The organism is Tessaracoccus caeni, from assembly GCF_029211185.1.
GTDB lineage: Bacteria > Actinomycetota > Actinomycetes > Propionibacteriales > Propionibacteriaceae > Arachnia > Arachnia caeni.
In genome coordinates this window covers 1-24,459 of the sequence record NZ_JARGDO010000031.1, presented here as the reverse complement: position 1 = coordinate 24,459, position 24,459 = coordinate 1, and the positions used below count along the sequence as shown (strand labels likewise).

Below are 24,459 nucleotides of genomic sequence, written 5' to 3'. Positions count from 1 at the left end.
TCAACGGCTTGATCGAGCTCCACCGCCGCATCGCCCGCGGCTTCCGCAACCGCGAGAACTACCGACTACGCATGCTCCTCATCGGCGGAGGACTCACCCTCGACCCACCGCAGGTATGAAGAGCCCGCAAACGACTCACGTAACAGAACCTAGACGCCCGAGCTTTGCATCGGAGGACTGGCTGAAGCATTAGCCCTATAGAAGCTCCGATGTGTTCGATGCCCGCGTCGAGTCACTCAAGTCGCTCAGTAAGTCTAAAATCATCGGAATCTCGGAAATCATCAGCATTTCGTCTCGTGAACCCCCGCTGAATTCTCGGGCCAGCGGTGAGTGATGGAGTTGCTTTACGAACTTTCCCAGTCTGCGTAGTATGGTTGGCGCTACTTTGTTCCCACCCGAACGAATCTCGCGCGATGCATCAGTAAAAACCTCGCTGAGCCAGGGATAGTCCTCGCGGAACAGTCCGGCGAGTACGAGGAGTGCTGTCGCGCTATCACCGCTATGAGCGATTTCCATGGAGATTTCACGCAATATAAAGGGATGTAGGCGAGGGCGCTTTCCGCGATAGAGGTCTTCTCGGACCGCGTCGACATCGAAGTCGCGCATCCGGGAACTTAGTGAGCGAACGCTGGTAACGAGATCCTCAAGTATTTCGTGCTGAGGCCGCATCTGCTGTTCTTCTGGCGGCGAGGAGGGGATTGAGGCGAGGTCGTTCTCCAGGGTGGGCCACAACGCTGGCAAGCTACGTGAGACGATGGTGTCCTTTACCGGATGCTCGGCAGCGTTGTTAATCGCTCGGACGATCTCTATGATTCCGTCCTTCTCGACTTTCTGGGCCTGGAATTGCGAGAGTGGGCCACTGAGATCCCGCAGTTCTAGCCCAAAGAGCAAAGGTACGACCTTGGCGTCGAGCATCGATTTTGAAAGCGCGCCCGCCTCAAACAAAATCCATTCGGAGCGGACATTTTCAGGTGTAATGCAGATAATCCCGAAATTTGATGATTCTAGCTCGCCGGATATTGTCTGCGCCCAGCGCTCCCCGGCGCCGATGTCTTTGTCGGAGAGAAATGGCTCTACGTAGTTCAGGGGAAGCGGAAGCCAATTTTTCAGTGCCGTGGCTAACGCTTTACTTCTCGTGCCGCTCCAGCTAATAAATACTTTCACTCGCCGCTTCCTTCCCGAGACCCGACTCGCCATGATATTACCTCCATGGCGAACCCGCAACAAGGACTCGCCGACTGAAGGTTGTATCGGGGTCGATGCCGTGGAAGCGAGCTGTTTCGGTAGTCTTGCTGGTAGCGGAGCGTGGTCCGGTGAATTGGGTAGCGCACCGTGGTGAGGCAGTTAAGTTTGTCGTTCGTCCTTGATCACGGGAGGATCGTTGCAGATGGCTCGAAAGGTGCGCTCCAAGCCAGTGGGGTGTCGATGAAGTAGGTTTCGTTTGGGTGGGAGAATGGGGTTCACGGTGAATAGGGTTGCTCCCGCTCTCGTGTTGACACCGGGTAATCGCGACGAGTCGGAACGCATGCTACGTTCACCGACAGTGCCGGCCAGTGCCGCGGTGCTGGCAAGGATCGTGTTGCTGGCCTCTGGCGGGGTAGCGAAACAGGTGGTCGCGGAGATGGCGGGGGTGTCTCGCACGACGGTGAACCTGTGGCGGGGCCGCTATCAGGAAAGTGGACTCAAAGGCCTGTTGGTTGTACCGCGCTCTGGTCGTCCGAAGCAGATCGACGAGTCGGCGATCGTGAGTGCGACCTTGATGCCGCCGGCGAAGAGTCTGGGGATCACGCACTGGTCCTCTCGGCGGTTGGCGGCGTGGCTGAGGGTGGATCACTCGACGGCGGCTGGTGTGTGGAAACGCTACGGGATCAAGCCTTGGAAAACGGAAACGTTCAAGTTTTCCACCGATCCGCAACTGGAGCCTAAAAACCCGAGACGATTCAGTTTCGTGGTTTACTTGGCGGTTTTGGCAGGCGTTCAGGTTTGAGGAGAGGCATTACTGCTGGACTGGATTTGCGTGACGGCGCTCAGTCCAACGTGTCCGAGTTGTTGCGGACAGTCGCACTCGTAGCGTTGGGCGCGACTGAGGAGGTTGATTAGGTAGCTCCAAGGTTGTGAGACTTCGTTCTCTGCTCGATGCTTCATAAAGAGATTCACCGGGCCGTGAATCTTCTTAAGTGGGTGATGCCAGGCGCGAAGTGCGATCTTCTCATCGATGAAACCCTGCACGATGTAGCCGCCCAATGAATCATAGAGCGCGAGGGAGTAGTTGATCTCGTCCCAATCTGGATCGCCCAGATTGGGAAAAGCGTCGTGTCGCGCTGCAATGAACAGCAGTCGACGTCCGCGTGCTGCCTTGGGGTCGACCAATAGCTCATGAAGGCGTTGGTAAGCTGCTGCCTTTGCGCTCTCTATGCCGGCATCCCTAGCGTCGTTGCTGACTTCTCGCGCCACCTTATCGCTCTGTCGAGCGGACCAGATTGCTGCAATAACTGCGAGAACGGCGATGAGAACTGCTACCCAGTCAGCCATTTGTTTCCTAACTACTTGTTGTCCGGGAGTGTATCGGTAGCCTCTCGGTGGCGGTGCTGGAGTCCACGTTTAAGCTACAGCAGGATCGGCCACGGATAGTTGAGGAGCTCTTCGGGTGGTCGCGTGGCGGCCGTTGCTTCATGGTTCCAGCCAGCCGCACGGTATGAGTCGGCATGGCTGGCTGTAGGATCGCCTGCGACCGCAGCCTTCAGAAGGTGGGCGCGCGCGGCGAGTGACGTGGCCGAGATCTTGTCGAAGCGGCGAATGAGCGGAGCTAGCATCGCAGACGCACGACGAGCGTCTCCTGCCTTGGCGAGGCATTGTGCGCGCGTCAAATCGGCGATGAGATAGGCAACCGAACCGCGCAGGGAGACCCGCTGGGCTTGACTGGCGAGTTCGAGCGCCTTTGTCGGAGAACCCCAAGCAAGTTCGACGCTCGCATCGACCAGGAGCAGGTAGGTTTCGGCGACCCAGCCTCGGTCAGGAACGTCGGCGCGAGCTTTGGAGAGCCAGTCGCGGCACTGATCTAGTGAGTGATCGAACGTGACGGCTGCAAGGCTGGCGGCGGACCAAAACGCGAGGTCGCGTTCTTTGAATGCCTCCGCTTCAGTGCGGACTTGTTCCAAGAGACGCTCGGGCGTTTCGGCATCAGCGGATTCTGAGATGCGTGTCGAGGGGAGCCCGGCTAGGTGAGCGATCTCGGCGAGCCGTCGAATGGCGAAGCCTCGCTGGGAGACATTCGCGTACTCGCCCTGAGTGGTGGCACGGAATGCGGCGGCATGTGCCTCTTCGTAGCTTCCCAAGAGCTTCAACGTGTCGGCGTATGCGGTCAGTGCATCAACCACTCCCGTGACGCCGATTCGTTGGTGGATGTGCGGATCATCGCACAAGCCTCGCAGCAGTTTGGCCGACGTCGCGAGGTCGCCCTTCTCCTGCAGGGTCAACGAGCGCCTCACGACAGCAGCATCCCGAGCACGCGGGTGGAGCTGGACGACCGTGTCGGCGAGCTTGCCGAGTCTTGAATATTTGGCGCGGTGGAGCGTGGCAGCGATTTCGTTTGCCGTGCGGGGCCAGGCCCGCAATGTGAAGCGGTCTTGGGGACGGGCAAGCAAGATGCGGAGAGCGGTCCGGGCTTCACCCATGCGAACGTGAGCCCTGGAAACCAGTTTTCGTCGGGTGATCTCATCAACGCCACGGAACAGACGGGTGATCTCATCAACACCACTGAACAGAACAGGTGAGAGCAGCGCTGTGACAATCTCATGGTGTCCAAGGTCATAGGCGACCGCAGCCGCAGCGAGGAGCCGTCGTGGCAACGGGATCTGTTGGTAACGGTCCTCAGGAGGGGATGTAGAGGGAGGGGAGTGCGGTGTTGGATTCCGAGGATGAGGCAGGAGCGGGAGTACATCCTGAGCACCGCCATTGAAGATGATCATGCGATCACCCAGTGTGGTGTTCAGCCTCTCGACGGTCGCATGGACAGGTTCCTTGTCGTAGTGCACCCAATGGAGGAGAGTCGGTGAGCACCGGGCAAGCACCGGCATGACGTCTGTATCCCGCCCGGAGTAGCCCAGCACGAGAACGCGCTTGTCCAGCAGCTCAGCTCGCAGCCTCGCTTGAGCTTCGGGAGGAAGACCATCGGCGTATTGCCTGACGGTGGTGATGATGGTGTCGGGTTCGTCCCATCGGCCGTGCAGATGCCACGCGGAGCCACCGGCGGCCTCGATGAGCGTGTCCATGTTCAAGGTGATTTGCTCGGCGTCGAGCTTGGCGAGTAGCAGATGGTTGTCGTTCGGGGTCTGAGTGCTGACGTCCACGTAGGTGCTGAACACGATGTCCCGATCCTGAACCTGACCGTCGAGGATCTCGACCAACGGCTCTAGCCAGATGGCGGCTGGTTTGTGTTCCGCAGCTGGGTCATCTGGTGGGTCAATGCGAGTCGTCAGGGGCTGAAGAACATCCAGTTGAGTGGGCGTGAGCCCGTCTCGGATGAGACGGCCCCATGTCTTTCGCATCAGCTCGTCACCTGAAGGAATGCCAGCCGGAGCAGCCAACGAGATCCCCGCTCCAGTGAGGACAACGTCGTACTGGGGCACGCGGGGCGATGGTCCGTATGGCTCGTACATGTCACGGCCTCCCAAGGCTTATGACGACCTCAAGTAAACAGCCCTTTGGTCGAGATGGTCTCTCGGCCGTCGGCTGGCTCTCTTCGAGGCTCGCGAACTCGCACCTCAAAGAGCGTCATCGGTGCTTCGCGCCTACCCAGACTGTCGAGCCCCGTTCGTCGCTGCTACGAGGTGAATTCCTCCAGGGTGGTGCGGGCCTGGTCGAGCCAGCTCTGGTAGGTGGCGATCGACTGCTTGGCGTCCTTGGCCTTGCGGGCGTCGCCCTTGGCCTCGTGCGCCTCCAGATCCTTGTTCAGCTTGGCGATCTGGGCCTCGAACATGGCCACCGTCTCCTCGGCCCGGCGACGGGCTTCGGGGTCGGTGCGCTTCCACTCGTCGTTCTCCACCTGGGAGACCTTGTCGGAGACGCGACGCACGCGTACGTCGAGGTCTCGCATCGCGCCTCGCGGCACGTGACCCAGGTCGTTGAACTGGGACAGGAACTCGCGGTAGATCGCCTTGGCCTTGTCGGCTTCGGTGACGCCCTGCAGATCCTTCTCCACCTGCTCCACCAGGGCGGTCTTCGCGGCCAGGTTCTCGGCCTGCTCGCCGTCGACCGCGCTCTGTGCCGTGGTGCGGGCGTCGAAGAAGGAGTCCTGGATGGCCCGGAAGCGTGCCCAGAGCTGGTCGTCCTCGGCGCGACGGGCGCTGCCGGCGGCCTTCCAGCGTCGCATCAGATCGCGGAAGGCGGCGGAGGTGGCGGCCCAATCGGTGGAGGCGGCCAGCGGCTCGGCCTCGGCGATGATGGCTTCCTTGAGCGACTTCGACGCGTCGCGGCGCGAGTTCAGCTCGGCGAAGTGTGCCTTGCGGCGGCGGGTGTAGGTGGTGCGCGCTGAGCTGAAGCGGTGCCACAGATCGTTGTCGGTGGCGCGGTCGACGCGGGGGAGCGCCTTCCACTCGTCGAGCAGGGTGCGGAAGCGATCGACGCCACCGCGCCAGTCCTCGCCCTGAGCCAGCGTCTCGGCCTCTTCGACCATCGCCTGCTTGGCGGCGATCGTCGCGGCGTTCTGCTCCGCGCGCGCGGCCTTGCGTGCTTCGATCTGGGCCGGCAGCTGCTCCTCCAGCGCGCTGAGGCGCGTGGTCAGGGCGGCAAGGTCGCCGACCGCGTTGGCGGTGGCCACGTTGTTCTTCGCCGACGTGATGGCGTTCTTCGCTTCCTCAGGCGACATCGCCTTGGCCGCGAACCGGGACTCGAGGAGGCCTACCTCCGCTGCCAGGTTCTCATAACGACGCACGTAGAACGCCAGTGCTTCTTCGGGGGTGGAGTCGGGGATCTGCCCGACGCTTCGTTCGGTGTCACCCGTGATGACGTAGACCGTGCCGTCGGGATCGACCCGGCCGAAGTCTGCGGGCGCTTGCTGTTCGCTCATGGGCCAACATTAGCCGGAGACGCGGTTCTGCGGATAGGCGCGCCAAACCTCGCACCCGCGTGGGGTTCTACAATGTGGGCGTGCTTGTCTCGCGTATCATCGTCTCTCCTTGGGAGGCCAACTCCTACCTGGTATCGGGATCAGGGGAGGCGGGCGAGTGCGTTGTCGTCGATCCGGGCATTCTCGGCGCCGGCTCGATCGTGGCCGAGATAGATCGCCTGAACCTGACGCCCGTGGCGCTGTTGGCGACGCACGGTCACCTCGACCACATCGGAGACGCCCACCTGCTGGCCTCCGAATACGACATCCCGTTGTACTGCGCGGCGGCGGATCAGCCCATGCTGACCAAGCCCTCGGAGGGGCTGGGGTTGGCCATGGTTCCGCTCATCCACCAGTTCCTCGGCCGCGATGCCCTGCCCGCGATCGCCGACGTGCGCGACTACGAGGGCGTGTTCGAGCTGGCCGGCCTGCGCATCACGCCGATCGCGGCGCCCGGGCATTCGAGGGGCTCGACGCTGCTGCACATCAGCGACGGTGCGGAGGAACTGCTGTTCTCCGGCGACGTGCTGTTCAAGGGCTCGATCGGTCGCACCGACCTGCCCGGCGGTAGCATGGCCGAGATGCAGGCCTCCCTCGCGGCCATGGTGAAGCGATTCGATCCCGGTCTCAGCGTGCTGCCAGGGCACGGCCAGGCCACCACGATGGCGGCGGAGATCGCCACCAACCCGTACCTCTGAACCCGCTTGAACCCCGTTCGTTAGAAAGGCCCCGCTCGTGCGACCCAAGCCCCTGTCCGGCTTCCCCGAGTTCCTGCCCGCCGGTCGCCTCGTTGAGAACCGCGTCCTCGACATCGTGCGTCGCACCTTCGAGCTGCACGGCTTCGCGCCCATTGAGACCCGCGCCGTCGAGCCGCTGAGCCAGCTGGCGCGCAAGGGCGAGATCGACAAGGAGATCTACGTCGTGCGGCGCCTGCACGCGCAGGAGGGCGATGCCGACGAGCTGGGGCTGCACTTCGATCTCACTGTGCCCTTCGCCCGGTACGTGCTCGAGAACTCGGGGCACCTCGTGTTCCCGTTCCGGCGCTTCCAGATCCAGAAGGTGTGGCGCGGTGAGCGTCCACAGGAGGGCCGCTACCGCGAGTTCCTGCAGGCCGATATCGACATCGTCGGGCAGGGGGCGCTGGCGGCGCACCACGACGTGGAGATCCCGCTGGTCGCGTTGGACGTGTTCGAGCAGTTGCACATCGACCTGGGCCTGCCGCCCGTGCGACTGCACGTGAACAACCGCAAGCTCGCGGAGGGCTTCTATCGCGGCCTCGGCATCGAGGATCCCGCCGCCGTGCTGCAGCGCGTCGACAAGCTGGACAAGATCGGTGCGGCCGCGGTGATCGAGCTGCTCACGAAGGAGGCCGGGCTGAGCGACGCCCAGGCGCAGGCCTGCGTCGACCTGGCCGGCATCTCGTCGACGGACGAGTCCTTCGTCGAGCGCGTCCGTGCGCTGGGCGTGACCCATGAGCTGCTCGACCAGGGGCTCGACGAGCTGGCCGCCGTGGTGCGGGTGGCGAGCAAGAGCGTGCCCGATCGTGTGGTCGCCGACCTCAAGATCGCCCGCGGACTCGACTACTACACCGGCACGGTCTACGAGACCTTCCTCGTCGGATCGGAGAAGCTGGGGTCGGTGGCCTCCGGCGGTCGCTACGACTCGCTGGCCAGCGACGGCAAGCAGACCTTCCCCGGAGTCGGGTACTCCTTCGGCATCACCCGGATCCTCGCCCCGCTGATCAACCAGGGCAAGCTGACCGCGTCTCGTAGCGTGCCCAGCGCGGTGCTTGTGGCCGTCGACAACGAGGACTCCCGCGAGCAGGCGATCGCCGTCGCGGCCCAGCTGCGTTCGCGCGGCATCCCCGTCGAGGTGGCGGCGAAGGCCGACAAGTTCGGCAAGCAGATCCGCTACGCCGAGCGTCGGGGCATCCCGTTCGTCTGGTTCGGCGCCGGTTACGACGACTCCGTCAAGGACATCCGCACCGGTTCCCAGACCCCGGCCGATCCCGCCGTGTGGGCGCCTCCGGCCGAAGACGTCACCGTCCAGGTCATCTCCCACATCTGATCATCGTGGAGGATCTGGTCGCGCGGGCTGCTGCGCTTGCTGCCGGGCCCGCGCGGAGGCTGCTCGGCATCGTCGGGCCTCCGGGCGCCGGGAAGTCGACGCTCAGCGCGGCGCTCCTGACTGGCCTGGGAGATCGGGCCGCCTTGGTGGGAATGGACGGCTTCCACCTGGACAACGAGGTGCTCGTCGCTCTGGGACGACGAGACCGCAAGGGTGCGCCGGATACCTTCGATGTGGGCGGCTACGTCTCTCTGCTCCGACGGCTGCGGGCTCAAGAGGAGGACGTGGTCTATGCGCCGCGCTTCGACCGGTCGCTGGAGCTGAGCATCGGTAGCGCGGTGCCCGTGCCGCGTGAGATCCCGCTGGTGATCACGGAGGGCAACTACCTGCTGCACGGCGACCATGGCTGGGATGCGGTGCGACCGTTGCTGGATGAAGTGTGGTTCCTCGACGTACCGGGTGACGAACTGCGACGTCGGCTGATCGCCCGTCGCATGGGCCATGGGGAGCAGGAGTCTGACGCTCTGGCCTGGGTCACTCAGGTCGATGAGCCCAACATCGCCATCGTGGTCGCACGCCGGGAAACCGCTGATCTCGTCGTGCGCTAGCCGGGAGACCGCTGATCTCGTCGTGCGCTAGCCGAAGACCGCGACGCCGTGCGAAAAGCCGGGCCTGTGTCGTGCCCGGCCTTTACCTCCCGGTGAACAGTGGTGCCGCGGCGGCGAAGAGGAGAGCTGCATCGATGCTGGCGGGCAGGAGGCGGTAGCCCTCGGCCTCGCGTCGTTCGATGTCAGCCGCGTCGGCGCAGTGCACGCTGGCGTGCGTGCCGGCGGCCAACGTGGCGTCTCTGATGTGGTCGATGGCGGCGGCGAGTTCCGCCGAGCTGGGCTCCACGTCGAGGCTGGATGCCAGGTCTGCGGGGCCGATCATGATGGCGTCGATGCCCGGCACAGCAGCGATCTGTTCGACGGCCGCGAGGCCGGCCTTGGTCTCGACCATCGCCACGACGAGGGCTTCATCGTTGCCTCGTGTGCGCAGGTCGTCGAGGGCCAGGCCGTAGCCGCCGGCCCTGCCGGGGCCGAGTCCGCGAGAACCGACAGGCGGAAAGCGGGTGGCATCCACGATGGCGCGTGCCTGTTCCGCCGACTCCACGCGCGGCACGACGATGCCCGCGAAACCGGCGTCGAGGATGCGGGCGAGCTGATCGTTGGACGAGGCCGCCCGATAGAGCACGGCGGCTTCCGCGGCGGCCCCGGCGCGCACATAGTCCTCGAGACGATCAATGGGGAACGTGCCATGCTCGCCGTCGACCACGACGAAGTCCGCCCCGGCAAGCCCCAGCAACTCGGTGACGGCCGGCGTGTCGAACTCTTGGAAAGTGCCCCTCAACGGCCTTTCATCGAGCGCGTCGCGCAACCGCACGGCCCGTGGACGAGGCGCACGGGTGGCCGCGAACGACGAGGAACTCTGTGCCATGCGCCCACCCTATCCACGCTGGGACGTGGCTCCGGTGTGCCCCCAGGGCTGGGGTGCACGGTGACGCCTGCTCGCCGTGGCGCAAGTATTCTGTGAAGCTGCAAGAAAACTTGAATCTCGCCGGGACTACTCGGTAGAGAGCGGGCCCAGCTCGAACTCGGTCAGACGCTGTTGCGGGGCTGAGTCGCCGGAGTGCTGCCCCGTGAAGGCGGCGGTGCCGTCGGTGCCGCACAGGGCGGTGATGCGGTCTGCGCCGCCGGGGTGCTGGTTGACCCAGGCGGTGAGGTCGTAGACCGTCTCGTCGATGATCACCCAGCAGTCTTCGGCGGTCGCGTGCTCGGCCACCTCGGTGGCCGTGTAGCCCGGGGTCTCCGGGGCCCGATCCATCGACACCGAGGCCGATGCCGACGGCTCGTCAGGGCTGGAGGTCGTCTGCTCGGGTTGGCTCGCAGACGTCGTGGGAGCGACGGACTGGGCCGGGGGCGAGGACTCCCCGACGGCGCCCCAAACGGATTGCGCGCCGCTATGACCCACCACGGCCGTCATCACGACGGCGACCAAAGCTGTCAGCGCGACGACGATGCGCACGCCCAGCGGATCCTTGTCTGTGCGGGCGAGTCGCCACCAGACCACGGCGACGACCAGCAACAGCGTCGCGACGAGAGGCAGCACTCCGCCGAGGTTGGCGTGGAGGTCGGCCACGCCCACGCGCTGGCGAAGGGCCTGGCCGGAGAACCGCGCAGCCCAGGCTGACGCCGTCCCCGCGGCGAGCACCGCGACGCTGAGCGGCAGCCCGACTCGACGACCTTTCTTCCAGACCGTCAGGACGAGGAGACCGAGTGCTCCCAACGGCAGCAACACCACGACGGCGTGCACGATGAGCGGATGCAATGGGAGACCCAGGAACTGATCGAACATGGCGGGAGTGTACGAAGAACACCTGTGCAGAGCCTGTGATTCTTCGTCCGATCCTGGGGTTCTCCGGCGTCAGCTCGGTAAACTTGGGGGAGAGGGGGTGATGATCATGCTCATCCTGGAAACTGCTCTTGACCCGCTCAGCGATACGGTGATCGAGCCCGGCGCAGGGCTTCTGATCTTCGCGGCCGTCCTTATCAGCGTCGCCGCAGTGGCGTTCTTGCTGTTCCTTCGCCACGGCTGAGAGTGACTGGGTGCCGGTGCTGCCCTAACATGGGTGGCCGCGAGCTGCACTGTCTATGCAGCTCGAAAGAAAGGAATTCTCGTGATCCGCACCCATGACGCCGGCGCCCTGCGCAAGGACGACGCCGGCCAGGAAGTGGTGCTCGCCGGATGGGTGGCCAAGCGCCGCGACCACGGCGGGCTGGCCTTCATCGATCTGCGCGACGCCTCGGGCCGCGTCCAGGTCGTCATCCGCGACGAACTGCTGGACGCCACCGGCGCGCACGACCTGCGCAACGAGTACTGCATCAAGGTGACCGGTGTGGTCGAGGTACGGCCGGAGGGCAACGAGAATCCTGATCTGCCGACCGGCCAGATCGAGGTGGCCATCTCCGAGCTCGAGGTGCTCAACCCGTCGGCTCCGCTGCCGTTCCAGATCGACGAGCGGGTCAGCGTCGGCGAGGAGGCACGCCTGCGCTATCGCTACCTGGACCTGCGCCGGCCCGCCCCGGGCGCGGCGATCCGCCTGCGTTCCGAGGTTAACCGAGCCGCCCGTCGCGTGCTGGACGCGCGCGACTTCGTCGAGATCGAGACCCCGACGCTCACCCGCTCCACCCCGGAGGGCGCCCGCGACTTCCTGGTGCCGGCTCGTCTGGCACCGGGCTCCTGGTACGCGCTGCCGCAGTCGCCCCAGCTGTTCAAGCAACTGCTCATGGTGGCCGGCATGGAGCGCTACTACCAGATTGCACGCTGCTACCGCGACGAGGACTTCCGCGCCGACCGTCAACCCGAGTTCACCCAGCTCGACATCGAGATGAGCTTCGTCGACCAGGACGACGTGATCGCGCTGGGCGAGGCCTTGGTGAAAGAGATCTGGGCGATCAAGGGCATCGAGCTCTCCACCCCGTTCCCGCGCATCACCTACCTCGACGCGATGGACCGCTACGGCTCCGACAAGCCGGATCTGCGCTTCGACCTGGAGCTGACCGAACTCACCGAGTACTTCAAGGACACCAGCTTCCGCGTCTTCCAGGCGGCCTACGTCGGCGCCATCGTGATGCCCGGCGGCGGCTCGCAGCCTCGTCGCACCTTCGACGCGTGGCAGGAATGGGCCAAGCAGCGCGGTGCGCGGGGCCTGGCCTATGTCACACTCGACGAGAACGGCGTGCTCGGCGGCCCCGTCGCCAAGAACCTCACCGACGCCGAGCGCGACGGCCTGGCCGAGGCCACCGGCGCCAAGCCCGGCGACTGCATCTTCTTCGCCGCCGGTGCCAAGTCGACCTCGCAGGCGCTGCTGGGTGCCGCTCGCAACGAGATCGCCCAGCGCTGCGGCCTGATCGACGAGAACTCCTGGAGCTTCCTCTGGGTGGTCGACGCCCCGCTGTTCAAGCCGACGGCCGACGCCAAGGCTGAGGGCGACGTCGCGGTGGGTGGCGGCGCATGGACCGCCGTGCACCACGCCTTCACCTCGCCCAAGCCCGAGTGCCTCGACGCCTTCGACACCGATCCCGGCAGTGCTCTGGCCTACGCCTACGACATGGTGTGCAACGGCAACGAGATCGGCGGCGGCTCCATCCGTATCCACCGCCGGGACATCCAGGAGCGGGTGTTCTCCGTGATGGGGATCGAGCCCGAGGAGGCCCAGGAGAAGTTCGGCTTCCTGCTCGACGCCTTCGCCTTCGGCGCCCCGCCGCACGGCGGCATCGCCTTCGGCTGGGACCGCATCGTGACGCTGCTCGGCGGCTACGACTCGATCCGCGAGGTGATCGCCTTCCCGAAGTCTGGCGGCGGCTACGACCCCCTCACCCAGGCGCCCGCCCCGATCACCCCGGAGCAGCGCAAGGAGACCGGAGTCGACGCCAAGCCGGATGGCGAGAAGAAGGCCTGAACCTTATCCACGGCGAACGCCGGCGTTTCCTTGTTGGGAGACGCCGGCGTTTGTCTGTCTATCAGAGGAACTGCTTGGGCAGGCTCTTCGGGCGTAGCACCAGCCAGAGGGATGCCGAGGACAGCAGTGCGCAGATCAGCATCGAAAGGGCCATCGGGACGGCATCCGTCAGTTCGAAGGAGCCGATGATCGGGCCGACGATGCTGCCGGCGATCATGCTGCTGGAGCCCATCAGCGACGACGCGACACCCGACGACTTGCGGTGATTCTGCAAGGCCAGCACGTTGCTGTTGGGGGCGCAGGAGCCGAAGCCCAGCGTGTAGGCGAACATGCAGGGCACCAGCGCGACCAGCGCTCCACCGGCGGCGTTCACGATCAGGATGGCCGTCGCCGCGGTGATCATCAGGGTGGTGCCGGTGGCGATGATCCACTGCGGGCCGTACCTCGTCGCCAACCGGGAGCCGAGCTGGACGCCGGCGAAGACGCCGACCGAGCACACCGCGAACACCGCACCGAAAGACCGGGCCGACAGGCCGTACACCTCCTGCAGCAGCACCGACGATGTCGACACGTAGCTGAACAGGCCGCCGAAGGCGAAGGATGCGATCAGCAAAGCTCCGACGAAGATTCGGTCGGAGAAGACGCCGCGGTAGGACGCAAGCAGGGCGCCGAGGCCGCCGGTGGTGCGCTCTTCCACCGGTCGGGTCTCGACGGTGAACAGGAACAGCAGCACGAGGATGGTCGCGCCGTAGCCGGCGAGCGCCCAGAAGATGCCCTGCCAGGCCATTGCGCTGACCATCCACGATCCGACGATCGGGGCGATGATCGGTGCGAGGCCGGAGATCAGGGAGAGCCGGGCCAGCATCCGCACCAAGGGGGCGCCGCTGAAGAGGTCACGCGCCATCGCCATCGCGACCACGGCACCACCTGCCGCTCCGATGCCCTGAAGGGCGCGCATGGCGGTGAGGAACTCGACGTTCGGCGCCAGTGCGACCAGCACCGACGCCGTCACGTGCAGGGTGTTGGCCACGATCAGTGGTGCGCGCCGTCCGATGCGGTCGCTCCACGGCCCGATCACCAGCTGGCCCAGCGCGAAGCCCAGGGTGGTGGCCGACAGGGTGACCTGCACCTGAGCGTCGGTGATGTTCAGATCGGCCTTGAGCGCAGGGAAGGCCGGGAGATAGAGATCGATAGTGAAAGGGCCGAGTCCGGTGAGGAGGCCGAGGGTGACGATGATGGCGATTCGACGACGCCGCGAGAAAGTGCTGCCGAGGTCTTTTTGCATAGCCGGTCGAGCCTAGTCCTCTGTTCCCGTGGTGCAAATTCGGCCGGACCCCGTGCATAAATCGGCCGGACCCCGTGCATAAATCTGCGCCCACGTCGCGGCCTCGCTATATAAGGGAGGCCTTCGCGGATACGCAGATATAGAGATCCCGCAAGTAGATGGCACCTACTGCGGCGCACTGGATGGCGACCTGGCTACGTTGTCCAACTCACTGGCATACCCAATGGCAGTTTCGTTCTCCGCCTTGCCAGATCATCCATCCAGCACGTCCTCGCTACGGCACCACCTACCTGCGGAATCTCTTCTGCACGGACCGGGCGGCGGGGCAGCGGTAGAGTTGCCAGACCATGAGTTTCGATCTGTTCGGCAACCCCGATCCCACGCCCACGCAGGGTGGATCCTTGGCCGACGCTGTGAACCCGCAGGCTCCGCTGGCCGTGCGGATGCGCCCGCGCACGATCGAGGAGATCGTCGGGCAGCAGCAGCTGCTCAAGCCGGGGTCGCCGCTGCGGCGACTCGCGGAGGGCCAGCCCATGTCGGTGTTCCTGTGGGGGCCTCCGGGGGTGGGCAAGACGACGATCGCCTCGGTGGTCTCGCGCGCCACCAAGCGGCGTTTCGTCGAGTTGTCCGCGGTGACGGCCGGCGTGAAGGAGGTGCGCGCCGAGATCGACATGGCCCGCCGCGAATTGGCTCGCGGCAACGCGACAGTGCTGTTCGTGGACGAGGTGCACCGCTTCTCCAAGGCCCAGCAGGACGTGCTGCTGCCAGCCGTCGAGAATCGGCTGGTCACCCTGATCGCCGCGACCACCGAGAACCCGTCGTTCTCCGTCATCTCGCCGCTGCTGTCGCGCTCGCTGCTGCTGCGCCTGCAGCCCCTCACCGAGGACGACCTCGTCGGCCTGCTGCACCGGGCGCTCACCGACGAGCGGGGACTCCGCACGACGGAGCAGGGGCTCTACACCTTGGCCGACGACGCCCGCGAGTCGATCATCCGGCTGAGCGGCGGCGACGCGCGACGCGCGCTGACCTATCTGGAGGAGTCCGCCGCGGCCGCCACCGCCAAGGGCCAGGAGACCATCGACCTGGCCGCCGTCGAGTCCTCGGCCGACCGCGCCGCGGTGCGCTACGACCGAGCCGGCGACCAGCACTACGACGTCATCTCGGCCTTCATCAAGTCGATCCGGGGCTCCGACGTCGACGCGGCCCTGCACTACCTGGCCCGGATGCTGGAGGCGGGGGAGGATCCTCGCTTCATCGCCCGGCGCCTGATGATCTCCGCGTCCGAGGACATCGGCATGGCGGCCAGCGGGGTGCTGCAGACCTGCGTCGCCGCGGCCCAGGCGGTGCAGCTGCTGGGCATGCCTGAGGCCCAGATCACACTGGCGCACGCCACCGTCGCGGCGGCCAGTGCGCCCAAGTCGAATGCCGCCTACATGGGACTGGCCGCGGCCAGCCAAGACATCCGGGCCGGCAAAGGCGGGGCGGTTCCCGCGCACCTGCGCGACGCGCACTACGCCGGTGCCAAGAAGCTCGGCCACGGCGATGGCTACAAGTACCCCCACGACTATCCGCACGGCATCGTCGCGCAGGAGTACCTGCCGGAGGATCTGCGGGGCGCCGAGTATTACCAGCCCACCGATCACGGCGCGGAGGCCCAGATCGCGGAGCGGATGGCGGCCATCCGCCGCACCCTGCGTTCCTGACGACCGGCAAGACAACTCTCGGATAGAGTTGTCCGCGGTCGAACATGGAGGTACCCATATGTCCGTTGGTGAGATAGCAGGGCTCATCGCAGCCATCGCATTCGTCGTGCTGGTCGCTCTCGCCGCTGTGCCGCTGATCAAGCTCGGTCGCACGCTCGACGAGGTGCGTCTCGCCGTGCGCGATCTGGGTTCCAACGCCGTGCCGGTGATCAACGAACTCCATGGCACCGTGACCTCCGCCAACACCGAGCTGGCGAAGCTGGCCGTGGTGACCGAAGACCTGGCGCGCGCGTCCGGCCATGCCACCGTCGTGACGGAGAACGCCGCGCAGATGAGCTCGCTGTTCGCCGCAACCCTGGGTGGGCCGCTGGTGAAGACCGCCGCCTTCACCTATGGCGTGCGCAAGGCCCTGAAGCGGGCCAAGTGATGGGGCGTCTGTTCTGGATCCTGGTGGGCGCCGGGATCGCCGTCTTCCTCGTGCTGCGGGGCAAGCAGCTCATGCAGCGCTACACGCCCAAGGGGATCCAGGAGCAGGTGACGCAGAAGGGCCAGGAGGCCGCCGCGGGGTGGAAGGACTTCCTGGCCACCTTCCGCGAGGCGATGGCCGAGCGTGAGGACGAGCTGCGCACCGAGCTGAACATCCCCGCCAACGAGACCAACTGAAACAACATCGAGGACACACACGAATGAAGACCTCCGAGATCCGGAGCCGCTACATCGACTTCTTCGCGCGCAACGACCACACCGTCGTGCCCAGCGCGTCGCTGCTCTACAACGATCCGACGCTGCTGTTCGTCAACGCCGGCATGGTGCCGTTCAAGCCGTACTTCCTCGGCGACGAGCCGGCCCCGTTCGACCGCGCGGTGTCGGTGCAGAAGTGCGTGCGCACCCTCGACATCGACGAGGTGGGCAAGACCACTCGCCACGGCACCTTCTTCCAGATGCTGGGCAACTTCTCCTTCGGCGACTACTTCAAGGAAGGCGCCATCCGCTACGCGTGGGATCTGGTGACCGGATCCGAGGCCGACGGCGGCTGGGGCTTCGACGGCGACAAGGTGTGGGTCACGGCGCTCTACGGCGACGAGGAGACCATCGACCTGTGGCAGAAGGTGGGCATCCCGCGCGACCGCATCCAGGAACGCGGCCTCAAGGACAACTACTGGCACATGGGCGTCCCCGGCCCGGGCGGTCCGTGCTCCGAAATCTACATCGATCGCGGGCCGTCTTACGGCCGTGACGGCGGCCCCGAGGCCGACGAGGACCGCTTCCTGGAGATCTGGAATCTGGTGTTCCAGCAGGAGGAGCTGTCCGCGGTGCGCGCCAAGGACGACTTCGACGTGCTCCGCCAACTGCCCAGCCGCAACATCGACACCGGCGCCGGTCTGGAGCGCGTCGCGCTGCTCAAGCAGGGCGTCGCCAACATGTATGAGATCGACGAGGTCTACGCGGTGATCGCGAAGGCCGCGGAGCTCTCCGGCAAGCGCTACGGCGCCGACCCTCAGGACGACATTCGGTTCCGCGTCGTCGCCGATCACGTGCGCTCGTCGCTGATGCTGATGACCGACGGCGTCACCCCCGGCAACGAGGCGCGCGGCTACGTGCTGCGTCGCCTGCTGCGTCGCTCCATCCGCGCAATGCGTCTGCTGGGCGTGCAGGAGCCAGTACTGGGCGAGCTGCTGCCCGTCTCGCGCGACGTGATGAGCGCGTCCTACCCGGAGATCCCGGAGAACTGGGAGCGCGTGCGCCAGTCGGCCGAGGCCGAGGAGGCGACGTTCCGCCGCACCCTCCAGTCGGGCACCGTGCTGTTCGACATGGCCGTCTCCCAGGCCAAGCAGGACAAGCAGGTCACCCTCGACGGCGACAAGGCCTTCCAGCTGCACGACACCTACGGCTTCCCGATCGACCTGACCATGGAGATGGCGGCCGAGCAGGGCCTGAGCGTCGACCGCGCCGCTTTCGATGCCCTGATGAAGGAGCAGAAGGAGCGCGCCCGCGCCGACGCGAAGGCGAAGAAGGGCGGCGCGGCCAGCACCGAGGTCTACCGCCAGCTGCGCGAGCAGGGCGAGGTGCCGTTCCTCGGCTACCGCGACCTCACCATCGCCACGTCCGTGCGGGGCATCGTCTCCGACGGGCAGCTGGTCAGCCGCGCCACCGACGGCAGCACCGTCGAGATCGTGCTGGCGGAGACGCCGTTCTACGCGGAGTCGGGCGGCCAGGACGCCGACCACGGCGTGATCACCGGCGACGGCTTCACTCTCGAGGTGCTCGACGTGCAGCGCCCCGTTCCCGGCCTGGTGGTGCACCGGGTGCAGGTGCTGGGCGAGCTGGGGGCGGGCGCCCAGGCCGAGGCGAGCGTCGATCCGCTGGCGCGGCACGAGTCCAGCCAGGCGCACACGGCGACGCACATCGTGCACGCGGCGCTGCGCGAGCTGGTGGGCTCGACGGCCACCCAGGCCGGTTCATACAACAAGCCCGGCTACCTGCGCTTCGACTACTCGTCGACGACGGGCATGTCCGAGCAGCTGAAGGCCGAGATCGAGGCGCGCTCCAACCAGGCGATCCTTGACAACTTCGCGGTGACCGCGCAGGAGATGCCGCTGGAGCAGGCTAAGGCGCTGGGCGCTATGGCGATGTTCGGCGAGAAGTACCCGCCGATCGTGCGCATGGTGGAGCTGGCGGGGCCGTGGTCGCGCGAGCTGTGCGGCGGCACCCACGTTGCCACCACGTCGCAGATCGGGTTGCTCAACCTGCTCTCCGAGCAGTCCATCGGCGCGGGCGTGCGCCGCGTCGAGGCGCTGGTCTCGGCCGATGCCTTCAAGAAGTTCGCCGCCGAGCGCGCGCTGGTCAACCAGCTCACCGATTCGCTGCGCGTGCCGCAGGATCAGGTGGCGGGCCGCGTCGAGAAGCTGATCGCGCAGTTGAAGGACGCCGAGAAGCAGATCGCCGCGCTGAACGCCGAGAAGCTGCTGGCGGGTGCCGCGCAGCTGGTGGAGGGCGCCGTCGACGTGAACGGCGTTCGTTACCTCGGTGCGACGCTGCCCGGCGTCGGCGGGGGCCAGTTGCGCTCGCTGGTGCTCGACCTGCGCGAGCGGCTCGGTTCCGGCCCTGCGGTGGTGGCGCTGGTGGGCGGCGACGCCAAGCCGGCGGCCGTGGTGGCGACCAATGCCGCGGCGCGCGAGCTGGGGCTGCGCGCGGGCCGTCTGATCTCCGTCGCGTGTGCGGAGCTGGGGGGCAAGGGCGGCGGCAAGGACGACCTGGCTCAAGGCGGCGGCACCGACGCGTCCGGTTCCGACAAGGCGCTGGCCGCGGTGCGCACGGCCGTGGAGATCCGTGGCTGACGGCAGCAGGCTGGCGATCGACTGGGGCAAGGCCCGGATCGGGGTGGCCGCGAGCCACTCCGGCACGTCGTTCGCCTACCCGGTCGAGACGGTGGCCGCCGGATCCGACGAGATGCGGCGGCTCACCGAGCTGATCTCGCAGATCGGCCCGCGCGTCGTCTACGTCGGCTACCCGTTGACGCTGAGCGGCGAGAAGGCGATCGCCGCCGGATTCGTGGCCGGCAAGGCCCGCAGGCTGGCCAGTCGGATCGTGCCGGTTCCGGTGTACCTGGTCGACGAGCGGCTGAGCACCGCGTCGGCGTCGCGTAGTCTGGGTGCCGCGGGGCGTGGCTCTCGTAGCCAGCGCTCCGTGATCGATCAGGCTGCTGCGGTGGAGATCCTGCAGCGTGCCCTGGACATCGAGGAACGCACCGGTTCGCCCGCGGGACAACCGATCGAGACAGAGGAGTCATGAGCCCCATGCAAGGGAATGAGCCGATCTGGCGCACCATCGGGTATCACGCGCGCAGCGCCTTCGCCGTCATACTCAGCCTCACCGTGCTGATCGGTGGCGGCTGGTTCGTCTACGACAAAGTGAATGCGGCCTACGTCGAGTGGCGCACCGAAGAGGACTACCTCGGTGACGGCGTCGGCGAGGTCGAGGTGCTGGTTGGGAAGGATCCGTCCGCGACGCAGCTGGGCGATCAGCTCACCGAACTGGGCGTCGTCAAGTCGACCAAGGCCTTCCGCAGCGCCGTCAACGAGTCCGGGCGATGGTCGGAGCTGAGGGCGGGCCGGTACCTCCTGAAGAAGGAGCTTCCGGCGGAAAAGGCGTTCGCGATGCTTCTCGACGCCGACAACCAGGTGAACCTGTGGGTGACCTTCCCCGAGGGCACCACCGCCAAGGAGCAGGCCGACTACATCGCCGCCCGCATCGATGTCACCAAGAAGGTCGACGATGGCAACGGTGGCACGAAGAATGAGACGATCCGCACGATCGAGCTCGATCCGAACGACGTGGCGGACGCATACGCGGATCCGGACAAGTACAAGCTGCCGAAGTGGGCGAAGGGCCTCGAGGGATTCCTCTTCCCCGCTCGGTATCAGGTGGCCGAGCCGGTCAGCGCGTCGTCGATCATTCGTACGCAGATCGCTCAGTTCAAGAAGGTCGTCAAGGAGACCGACCTGGACAGGCGCGCCAAGGAGATGGGGATGAAGCCCCTGGAGGTGCTGACGGTCGCATCGATCATCGAGGGCGAGGTGCACCAGGCCGAGTACCAGCCTATGGTGGCAGCCGTGATCTACAACCGCCTGGAGCAGGGCATCAAGCTGGAGATGGACTCCACGGTGCACTACGCGGTCGGCAAGAGCGGCAAGGTGACCACCACGGCCGAGGATCGCAAGAGCGACTCGCCGTATAACACCTACAAGCACAAGGGGCTCCCGCCGGGCCCGATCAACAACCCCGGCAAGACGGCCATCGAGGCGGCGCTCAGCCCCGCCGATACCGATGCGCTGTTCTTCGTGACCGTCGATCTCGACACTGGCGAGACGCTCTTCGCGAAGACCAACGCCGAACATGAGGCGAACAGGGCAAAGTTCCAGGCCTGGTGCTCCGCGAACAAGGATCGGGGACTCTGCTGAGCACGCCGTCGCGACGGGTAGCCGTGATCGGCGATCCCGCGGAACACTCGCTGTCGCCGTCGATCCATCGCGCGGGCTATGAGGCCGTGGGCCTGAAGTGGCGCTACGACGCCATCACGGTCTCGTCGGAGGAGCTGGACGGCTTCATCGCGTCGGTGAAGGCCGATCCGGCGTGGGCAGGGCTCAGCGTCACAGCACCCCACAAGGCGGCGCTGCTGGAGCACGGCGAGCCCGACCAGCTTGCCCGCTTGGTGGGCGGCGGCAACACCCTGGTGCTGGCCGAGAGCGGCGCGACGGTGCACAACACCGACGTGCCGGGCTTCGTCCGTGCGTGGCGCGCCCACGGGCTGGAGGCACCGAAGGTGGCGGCCATCGTCGGCAACGGCGCGACCGCGCGTTCGCTGCTGGTGGCGCTCGCCGGCCTGGACACGCGCGAGGTCCTCGTGCTGGCGCGCGTGCCCGAGCGAGCGGCGTCATTGGTGGAGCTGGGCAACGCGCTCGGCATCACCGTCACGCCTGAGCTGATCGACCAGGAGGTCGCCGGGATCGACCTGCTCGCCAGCACCGTGCCCACCGCCGCGACGGCGCCCCACGCCGAGCGCTGGGCCAAGCATTCCGCCGTGATCTTCGACGCCGTCTACGACCCCTGGCCCACCCCGCTGGGGGAGGCCGCCGCCGTGGCGGGACGCATGAGCCTCAACGGTCTGGATCTGCTGGCCGGGCAGGCCGTCGACCAGTTCTTCCTGCTCACCGGCAAGCCGATCACCTTCGAGCTGGCCCGCTCGGCAGCCGGTCGCGAACTGAAGAGGCGAGCGAAGCTCTGACAGAATGGACGCCATGCTGCGTTACATGACGGCCGGCGAATCGCACGGTCAAGCCCTTATTGCGACGATGGATGGCATTCCCGCGCACGTGCGCGTCGGTGTGCCCGAGATCTCGGCCGCCTTGGCGCGGCGACGGCTGGGCGTGGGGCGCGGCGCGCGGATGAAGTTCGAGGCCGACGAGGTCACGCTGCTGGGCGGGTTCCGGCACGGCGAGACCCTCGGCTCGCCCGTCGCGATCCAGGTGGGCAACACCGAGTGGCCGAAGTGGGAGCAGGTGATGGCTCCGGGCGAGGTGGACGACGAGATCCTGGCCTCGCTGGCCCGCAATGCTCCGCTCACCCGGCCCCGTCCCGGGCACGCCGATCTGGTGGGCATGCAGAAGTACGAGTGGGACGAGGCCCGTCCCATCCTCGAGCGGGCCTCCGCCCGCGAGACGGCCGCACGCGTCGCGCTGGGCACGGTCGCGCACGCGTTCCTGAACCAGGCGCTGGGCGTCACGGTGCTCAGCCACGTCGTCGAGCTGGGTCCGGTGCGGTCCACCTCGCGCGTGCTGCCGCGCTTCGACGATCTCGATCAGATCGACGCCAGCCCTGTGCGCTGCTTCGACAAGGACATCGAGGCCCAGATGCTGGCCGAGGTGGAGGCCTGCAAGAAGGCCGGCGACACCCTGGGCGGCGTCGTCGAGGTGCTCGCGTGGGGGCTGCCCCCGGGCCTTGGCTCGCACATCCAGGGCGACCGGCGGCTCGATGCCCGCCTCGCCGGCGCGCTGATGGGCATCCAGGCGATCAAGGGCGTGGAGCTGGGCGACGGCTTCGAGGCCGCTCGTCGCTGGGGTTCCAAGGTGCACGACGAGATCGTGCCCGGTGAGGGCGGCATCGCCCGCGCCACGCACAATGCGGGCGGCACCGAGGGCGGCATGTCCACGGGCGAGGTGCTGCGGGTGCGCGCTGCGATGAAGCCCATCGCCACGGTGCCCAGGGCGCTGCGCACCATCGACGTCACCACCGGCGAGCCCGCCGCAGCCAACCACCAGCGCAGCGACGTGTGCGCGGTTCCGGCTGCCGGCGTCGTCGCCGAGGCCATGGTGGCTTTGGTGCTGGCCGAGGCGGTGCTGGAGAAGTTCGGCGGCGACTCCGTGGCCGAGGTCAAGCGCAATGCTCAGGCCTACCTGGCTCGTATCGAGGAACGTGGGCTGGGGCTCGCCCGATGAGCATCATTCTGATCGGCGCCCCGGGCGCCGGGAAGTCGAGCGTCGGCAAGCGCCTGGCCCGCAAGCTGGGGCTTGGCTTCGTCGACGTGGACCAGCGGATCGAGGAGGTGGTCGGCAAGCCGATCGCCGAGATCTTCGCCGACGAGGGAGAGGCCCACTTCCGCGCGCTGGAGGAGGACGCCACCCTGGAGCTGATCGAAGCCGAGGACGTGGTGGCGCTCGGCGGGGGAGCGGTGATGAACCCCCGCATCCGCGAGGCGCTGAAGGGTCATGACGTGATCTGGCTGAAGGTCTCGATCGGCCAGGCCACCCGACGGGTCGGCATGAACACCGTGCGACCGCTGCTGCTGGGCAACGTGCGCGGCCGGCTGATCGAGCTGCTGCGCGAGCGCACGCCGTACTACGAGTCGGTGGCCACCACCATCATCGACACCGACGGCCGCGGATCCTCGGTTGTCGCCGACGAGCTGGCGAAGGAGCGGGGAGCGGAATGAGCGTGCGGGTGAACTCGGCCGCCGGGCCCTACGACGTGGTGATCGCACGCAGTGCCGTCGTGGTCGCCGACGAGCTGGCGGCGGAACGGGGAGCAGAATGAGCGTGCGGGTGAACTCGGCCGCCGGGCCCTACGACGTGGTGATCGAGCGCAGCGCCGTCGATCGCCTGCCCGCGCTGCTCGGCGACGCCACTCGGGTGGCGATCATCCATCCCGTGCCGTTGAGCGCTCGCGCCGCGCTGCTGGCCGAACTTACCGACCGCGAATGCCTGCTCATCCCGGTGCCCGACGCCGAGGCGGCCAAGACGCCCGAGGTGCTGACCGAGTGCTGGAACCGGTTGGCCGAGGCGGGCTTCACGCGTAACGACGTGATCGTCGGCTTCGGCGGCGGCACCACCACCGACCTGGCGGGCTTCGTCGCGGCCTCGTGGCTGCGCGGTATCGGCTACATCTCGGTGCCGACCTCCGTGCTGGCCATGGTGGACGCGGCCGTGGGCGGCAAGACCGGCATCAACCTGCCCGCCGGCAAGAATCTGGTGGGCGCCTTCTACGAGCCGCTCGGTGTGCTCTGCGATCTCGACGAACTGGCCTCGCTGCCCGCCGTCGATATTGCCTCGGGTCTGGCCGAAGTGATCAAGTGCGGGTTCATCTCCGACGCCCGGATCCTGGAGCTGGCCCAGGAGAACCTGGCCGAATGCACCGACGTGACCAGCCCGCGTTTCGCGGAGCTTGTCACCCGTGCCGTCCAGGTGAAGGCCGACGTGGTGGCCAAGGATTTCCGAGAGGCCACCTCCACCGCCGACAAGATCGGCCGCGAGGCCCTCAACTACGGCCACACCCTGGGCCACGCGATCGAGAAGCACGCCGGCTACACCTGGCGCCACGGCCAGGCGATCACCGTCGGCATGGCCTGGATCGCCCGGGTCTCCCGCGACCTGCTGGGTCTCAGCCCGGAGATCGTTGCTCTCCACGACGACCTCCTCGGCGGCCTGGGTCTCCCGCTCCGCTACGATGCCCCGTTCGCCGACCTGCGCCCGATCATGAGCCTCGACAAAAAGGCCCGCGGCAACACCCTGCGCTTGGTGGGCTTGGAAAAGGTCGGCACCCCGCGCATCCTCAACGCCCCCGACGAGACCACGCTAGAGCGCGCCTACGCCGAACTCTGACCCCTCACGCTGCTCTCTGAGGTGCGACGAAGGAGACGCTTCTATGTTTGTCAATGGTGGTTTTCGAGGTGTTTGAAGAGTTCTCGTGCGATGTAGCGTTTGAGACAGCGGCGGGCGCGTGGGAGGTCTGAGCCGCTTGTGAT

General features: G+C 66.6%; 23 protein-coding genes. 16 read left to right on the top strand and 7 right to left on the bottom strand.

What is annotated here, in order from left to right; genetic code table 11:
- Positions 1–195 precede the first annotated feature (195 nt).
- Positions 196–1,164: a toll/interleukin-1 receptor domain-containing protein gene (locus P0D62_RS18370; RefSeq protein ID WP_275703988.1), complete on the bottom strand. Its 969-nt coding sequence runs from the start codon at positions 1,162–1,164 to the stop codon at positions 196–198.
- 379 nt (positions 1,165–1,543) lie between these two features.
- On the opposite strand from P0D62_RS18370, the gene P0D62_RS18365 reads away from it, so the two are divergent.
- Positions 1,544–1,987 carry a helix-turn-helix domain-containing protein gene (locus tag P0D62_RS18365; protein WP_275703987.1) on the top strand — a complete coding sequence of 148 codons (444 nt, stop codon included), beginning with the start codon at positions 1,544–1,546 and terminating at the stop codon, positions 1,985–1,987.
- On the opposite strand, the gene P0D62_RS18360 is transcribed toward P0D62_RS18365, so the two are convergent.
- The 3 genes from P0D62_RS18360 to P0D62_RS18350 all read right to left on the bottom strand — a co-directional run bounded on the left by P0D62_RS18360 (position 1,978) and on the right by P0D62_RS18350 (position 6,067).
- Positions 1,978–2,532, bottom strand: a complete 555-nt coding sequence (locus tag P0D62_RS18360) for a hypothetical protein (RefSeq protein WP_275703986.1) — start codon at positions 2,530–2,532, stop codon at positions 1,978–1,980. The two genes, P0D62_RS18365 and P0D62_RS18360, sit on opposite strands and share 10 nt — an antisense overlap.
- Before the next feature lie 74 nt (positions 2,533–2,606).
- Positions 2,607–4,406: an SIR2 family protein gene (locus P0D62_RS18355; protein WP_275703985.1), complete on the bottom strand. Its 1,800-nt coding sequence runs from the start codon at positions 4,404–4,406 to the stop codon at positions 2,607–2,609.
- A gap of 416 nt (positions 4,407–4,822) precedes the next feature.
- Positions 4,823–6,067: a DUF349 domain-containing protein gene (locus tag P0D62_RS18350; RefSeq protein WP_275703984.1), complete on the bottom strand. Its 1,245-nt coding sequence runs from the start codon at positions 6,065–6,067 to the stop codon at positions 4,823–4,825.
- Positions 6,068–6,147: 80 nt separating this feature from the next.
- On the opposite strand from P0D62_RS18350, the gene P0D62_RS18345 reads away from it, so the two are divergent.
- The 3 genes from P0D62_RS18345 to P0D62_RS18335 are packed head-to-tail and all read left to right on the top strand — an operon-like array spanning position 6,148 to position 8,781.
- Positions 6,148–6,804, top strand: a complete 657-nt coding sequence (locus P0D62_RS18345) for an MBL fold metallo-hydrolase (RefSeq protein ID WP_275703983.1) — start codon at positions 6,148–6,150, stop codon at positions 6,802–6,804.
- 37 nt (positions 6,805–6,841) lie between these two features.
- Positions 6,842–8,173: a histidine--tRNA ligase gene (gene hisS, locus P0D62_RS18340; RefSeq protein WP_275703982.1), complete on the top strand. Its 1,332-nt coding sequence runs from the start codon at positions 6,842–6,844 to the stop codon at positions 8,171–8,173.
- Between the two features lie 5 nt (positions 8,174–8,178).
- Positions 8,179–8,781, top strand: coding sequence for a nucleoside/nucleotide kinase family protein (locus P0D62_RS18335; protein WP_275703981.1), 603 nt, complete (start codon positions 8,179–8,181; stop codon positions 8,779–8,781).
- An 82-nt stretch (positions 8,782–8,863) separates the two neighbouring features.
- Here P0D62_RS18335 and P0D62_RS18330 read toward each other — a convergent pair whose 3' ends face one another.
- Both P0D62_RS18330 and P0D62_RS18325 read right to left on the bottom strand, forming a co-directional pair.
- Positions 8,864–9,649 (bottom strand): HpcH/HpaI aldolase family protein, encoded by a 786-nt coding sequence (locus tag P0D62_RS18330; protein ID WP_275703980.1) that lies wholly within the window; start codon positions 9,647–9,649, stop codon positions 8,864–8,866.
- Positions 9,650–9,775: 126 nt separating this feature from the next.
- Entirely contained in the window at positions 9,776–10,567 is a 792-nt protein-coding gene (locus P0D62_RS18325) for a cytochrome b5-like heme/steroid binding domain-containing protein (protein WP_275703979.1), read from the bottom strand.
- A 100-nt stretch (positions 10,568–10,667) separates the two neighbouring features.
- Between P0D62_RS18325 and P0D62_RS18320 the strand changes: the two genes are divergently transcribed.
- A complete protein-coding gene (locus tag P0D62_RS18320) occupies positions 10,668–10,808 on the top strand; it encodes a hypothetical protein (RefSeq protein WP_275703978.1) in 141 nt (46 codons plus the stop codon).
- 81 nt (positions 10,809–10,889) lie between these two features.
- Complete coding sequence (gene aspS, locus P0D62_RS18315; protein WP_275703977.1) at positions 10,890–12,674, top strand: aspartate--tRNA ligase; 1,785 nt, start codon at positions 10,890–10,892, stop codon at positions 12,672–12,674.
- Between the two features lie 61 nt (positions 12,675–12,735).
- On the opposite strand, the gene P0D62_RS18310 is transcribed toward aspS, so the two are convergent.
- Positions 12,736–13,959, bottom strand: coding sequence for a multidrug effflux MFS transporter (locus P0D62_RS18310; protein ID WP_275703976.1), 1,224 nt, complete (start codon positions 13,957–13,959; stop codon positions 12,736–12,738).
- Between the two features lie 347 nt (positions 13,960–14,306).
- Between P0D62_RS18310 and P0D62_RS18305 the strand changes: the two genes are divergently transcribed.
- The 10 genes from P0D62_RS18305 (at position 14,307) to aroB (ending at position 24,316) form a co-directional block, all read left to right on the top strand.
- A complete protein-coding gene (locus tag P0D62_RS18305; RefSeq protein ID WP_275703975.1) occupies positions 14,307–15,662 on the top strand; it encodes a replication-associated recombination protein A in 1,356 nt (451 codons plus the stop codon).
- A 58-nt stretch (positions 15,663–15,720) separates the two neighbouring features.
- Complete coding sequence (locus tag P0D62_RS18300; protein WP_275703974.1) at positions 15,721–16,089, top strand: DUF948 domain-containing protein; 369 nt, start codon at positions 15,721–15,723, stop codon at positions 16,087–16,089.
- Entirely contained in the window at positions 16,089–16,325 is a 237-nt protein-coding gene (locus tag P0D62_RS18295; protein ID WP_275703973.1) for a hypothetical protein, read from the top strand. Before P0D62_RS18300 ends, P0D62_RS18295 begins: the two co-directional genes overlap by 1 nt.
- Positions 16,326–16,348: 23 nt before the next feature.
- Positions 16,349–19,000, top strand: coding sequence for an alanine--tRNA ligase (gene alaS, locus P0D62_RS18290; RefSeq protein ID WP_275703972.1), 2,652 nt, complete (start codon positions 16,349–16,351; stop codon positions 18,998–19,000).
- On the top strand, positions 18,993–19,454 hold the full coding sequence (gene ruvX, locus P0D62_RS18285; RefSeq protein WP_275703971.1) for a Holliday junction resolvase RuvX: 462 nt from the start codon (positions 18,993–18,995) through the stop codon (positions 19,452–19,454). Before alaS ends, ruvX begins: the two co-directional genes overlap by 8 nt.
- Entirely contained in the window at positions 19,451–20,623 is a 1,173-nt protein-coding gene (gene mltG, locus P0D62_RS18280) for an endolytic transglycosylase MltG (RefSeq protein WP_275703970.1), read from the top strand. The genes ruvX and mltG overlap by 4 nt, the downstream gene beginning before the upstream one ends.
- Positions 20,590–21,447 (top strand): shikimate dehydrogenase family protein, encoded by an 858-nt coding sequence (locus tag P0D62_RS18275; RefSeq protein WP_275703969.1) that lies wholly within the window; start codon positions 20,590–20,592, stop codon positions 21,445–21,447. Before mltG ends, P0D62_RS18275 begins: the two co-directional genes overlap by 34 nt.
- A 13-nt stretch (positions 21,448–21,460) precedes the next feature.
- Positions 21,461–22,657 (top strand): chorismate synthase, encoded by a 1,197-nt coding sequence (gene aroC / locus P0D62_RS18270; RefSeq protein WP_275703968.1) that lies wholly within the window; start codon positions 21,461–21,463, stop codon positions 22,655–22,657.
- The gene (locus P0D62_RS18265; RefSeq protein ID WP_275703967.1) at positions 22,654–23,151 is read left to right on the top strand and encodes a shikimate kinase; all 498 of its coding nucleotides are present in this window, start codon (positions 22,654–22,656) and stop codon (positions 23,149–23,151) included. The genes aroC and P0D62_RS18265 overlap by 4 nt, the downstream gene beginning before the upstream one ends.
- A gap of 97 nt (positions 23,152–23,248) precedes the next feature.
- Positions 23,249–24,316, top strand: a complete 1,068-nt coding sequence (aroB, locus tag P0D62_RS18260) for a 3-dehydroquinate synthase (protein WP_275703966.1) — start codon at positions 23,249–23,251, stop codon at positions 24,314–24,316.
- The last annotated feature ends 143 nt before the right edge of the window (positions 24,317–24,459 follow it).

Excerpts from the sequence above, each read along its gene's own strand:
- P0D62_RS18350 (WP_275703984.1), bottom strand. The coding sequence starts at position 6,067 with ATGAGCGAACAGCAAGCGCCCGCAGACTTCGGCCGGGTCGATCCCGAC.
- P0D62_RS18265 (WP_275703967.1), top strand. The coding sequence starts at position 22,654 with ATGAGCATCATTCTGATCGGCGCCCCGGGCGCCGGGAAGTCGAGCGTC.
- P0D62_RS18300 (WP_275703974.1), top strand. The coding sequence starts at position 15,721 with ATGTCCGTTGGTGAGATAGCAGGGCTCATCGCAGCCATCGCATTCGTC.
- P0D62_RS18325 (WP_275703979.1), bottom strand. The coding sequence starts at position 10,567 with ATGTTCGATCAGTTCCTGGGTCTCCCATTGCATCCGCTCATCGTGCAC.
- P0D62_RS18360 (WP_275703986.1), bottom strand. The coding sequence starts at position 2,532 with ATGGCTGACTGGGTAGCAGTTCTCATCGCCGTTCTCGCAGTTATTGCA.
- aroC (WP_275703968.1), top strand. The coding sequence starts at position 21,461 with ATGCTGCGTTACATGACGGCCGGCGAATCGCACGGTCAAGCCCTTATT.
- P0D62_RS18310 (WP_275703976.1), bottom strand. The coding sequence starts at position 13,959 with ATGCAAAAAGACCTCGGCAGCACTTTCTCGCGGCGTCGTCGAATCGCC.
- alaS (WP_275703972.1), top strand. The coding sequence starts at position 16,349 with ATGAAGACCTCCGAGATCCGGAGCCGCTACATCGACTTCTTCGCGCGC.
- aroB (WP_275703966.1), top strand. The coding sequence starts at position 23,249 with ATGAGCGTGCGGGTGAACTCGGCCGCCGGGCCCTACGACGTGGTGATC.
- P0D62_RS18320 (WP_275703978.1), top strand. The coding sequence starts at position 10,668 with ATGATCATGCTCATCCTGGAAACTGCTCTTGACCCGCTCAGCGATACG.
- P0D62_RS18330 (WP_275703980.1), bottom strand. The coding sequence starts at position 9,649 with ATGGCACAGAGTTCCTCGTCGTTCGCGGCCACCCGTGCGCCTCGTCCA.
- mltG (WP_275703970.1), top strand. The coding sequence starts at position 19,451 with ATGAGCCCCATGCAAGGGAATGAGCCGATCTGGCGCACCATCGGGTAT.
- P0D62_RS18305 (WP_275703975.1), top strand. The coding sequence starts at position 14,307 with ATGAGTTTCGATCTGTTCGGCAACCCCGATCCCACGCCCACGCAGGGT.
- P0D62_RS18295 (WP_275703973.1), top strand. The coding sequence starts at position 16,089 with ATGGGGCGTCTGTTCTGGATCCTGGTGGGCGCCGGGATCGCCGTCTTC.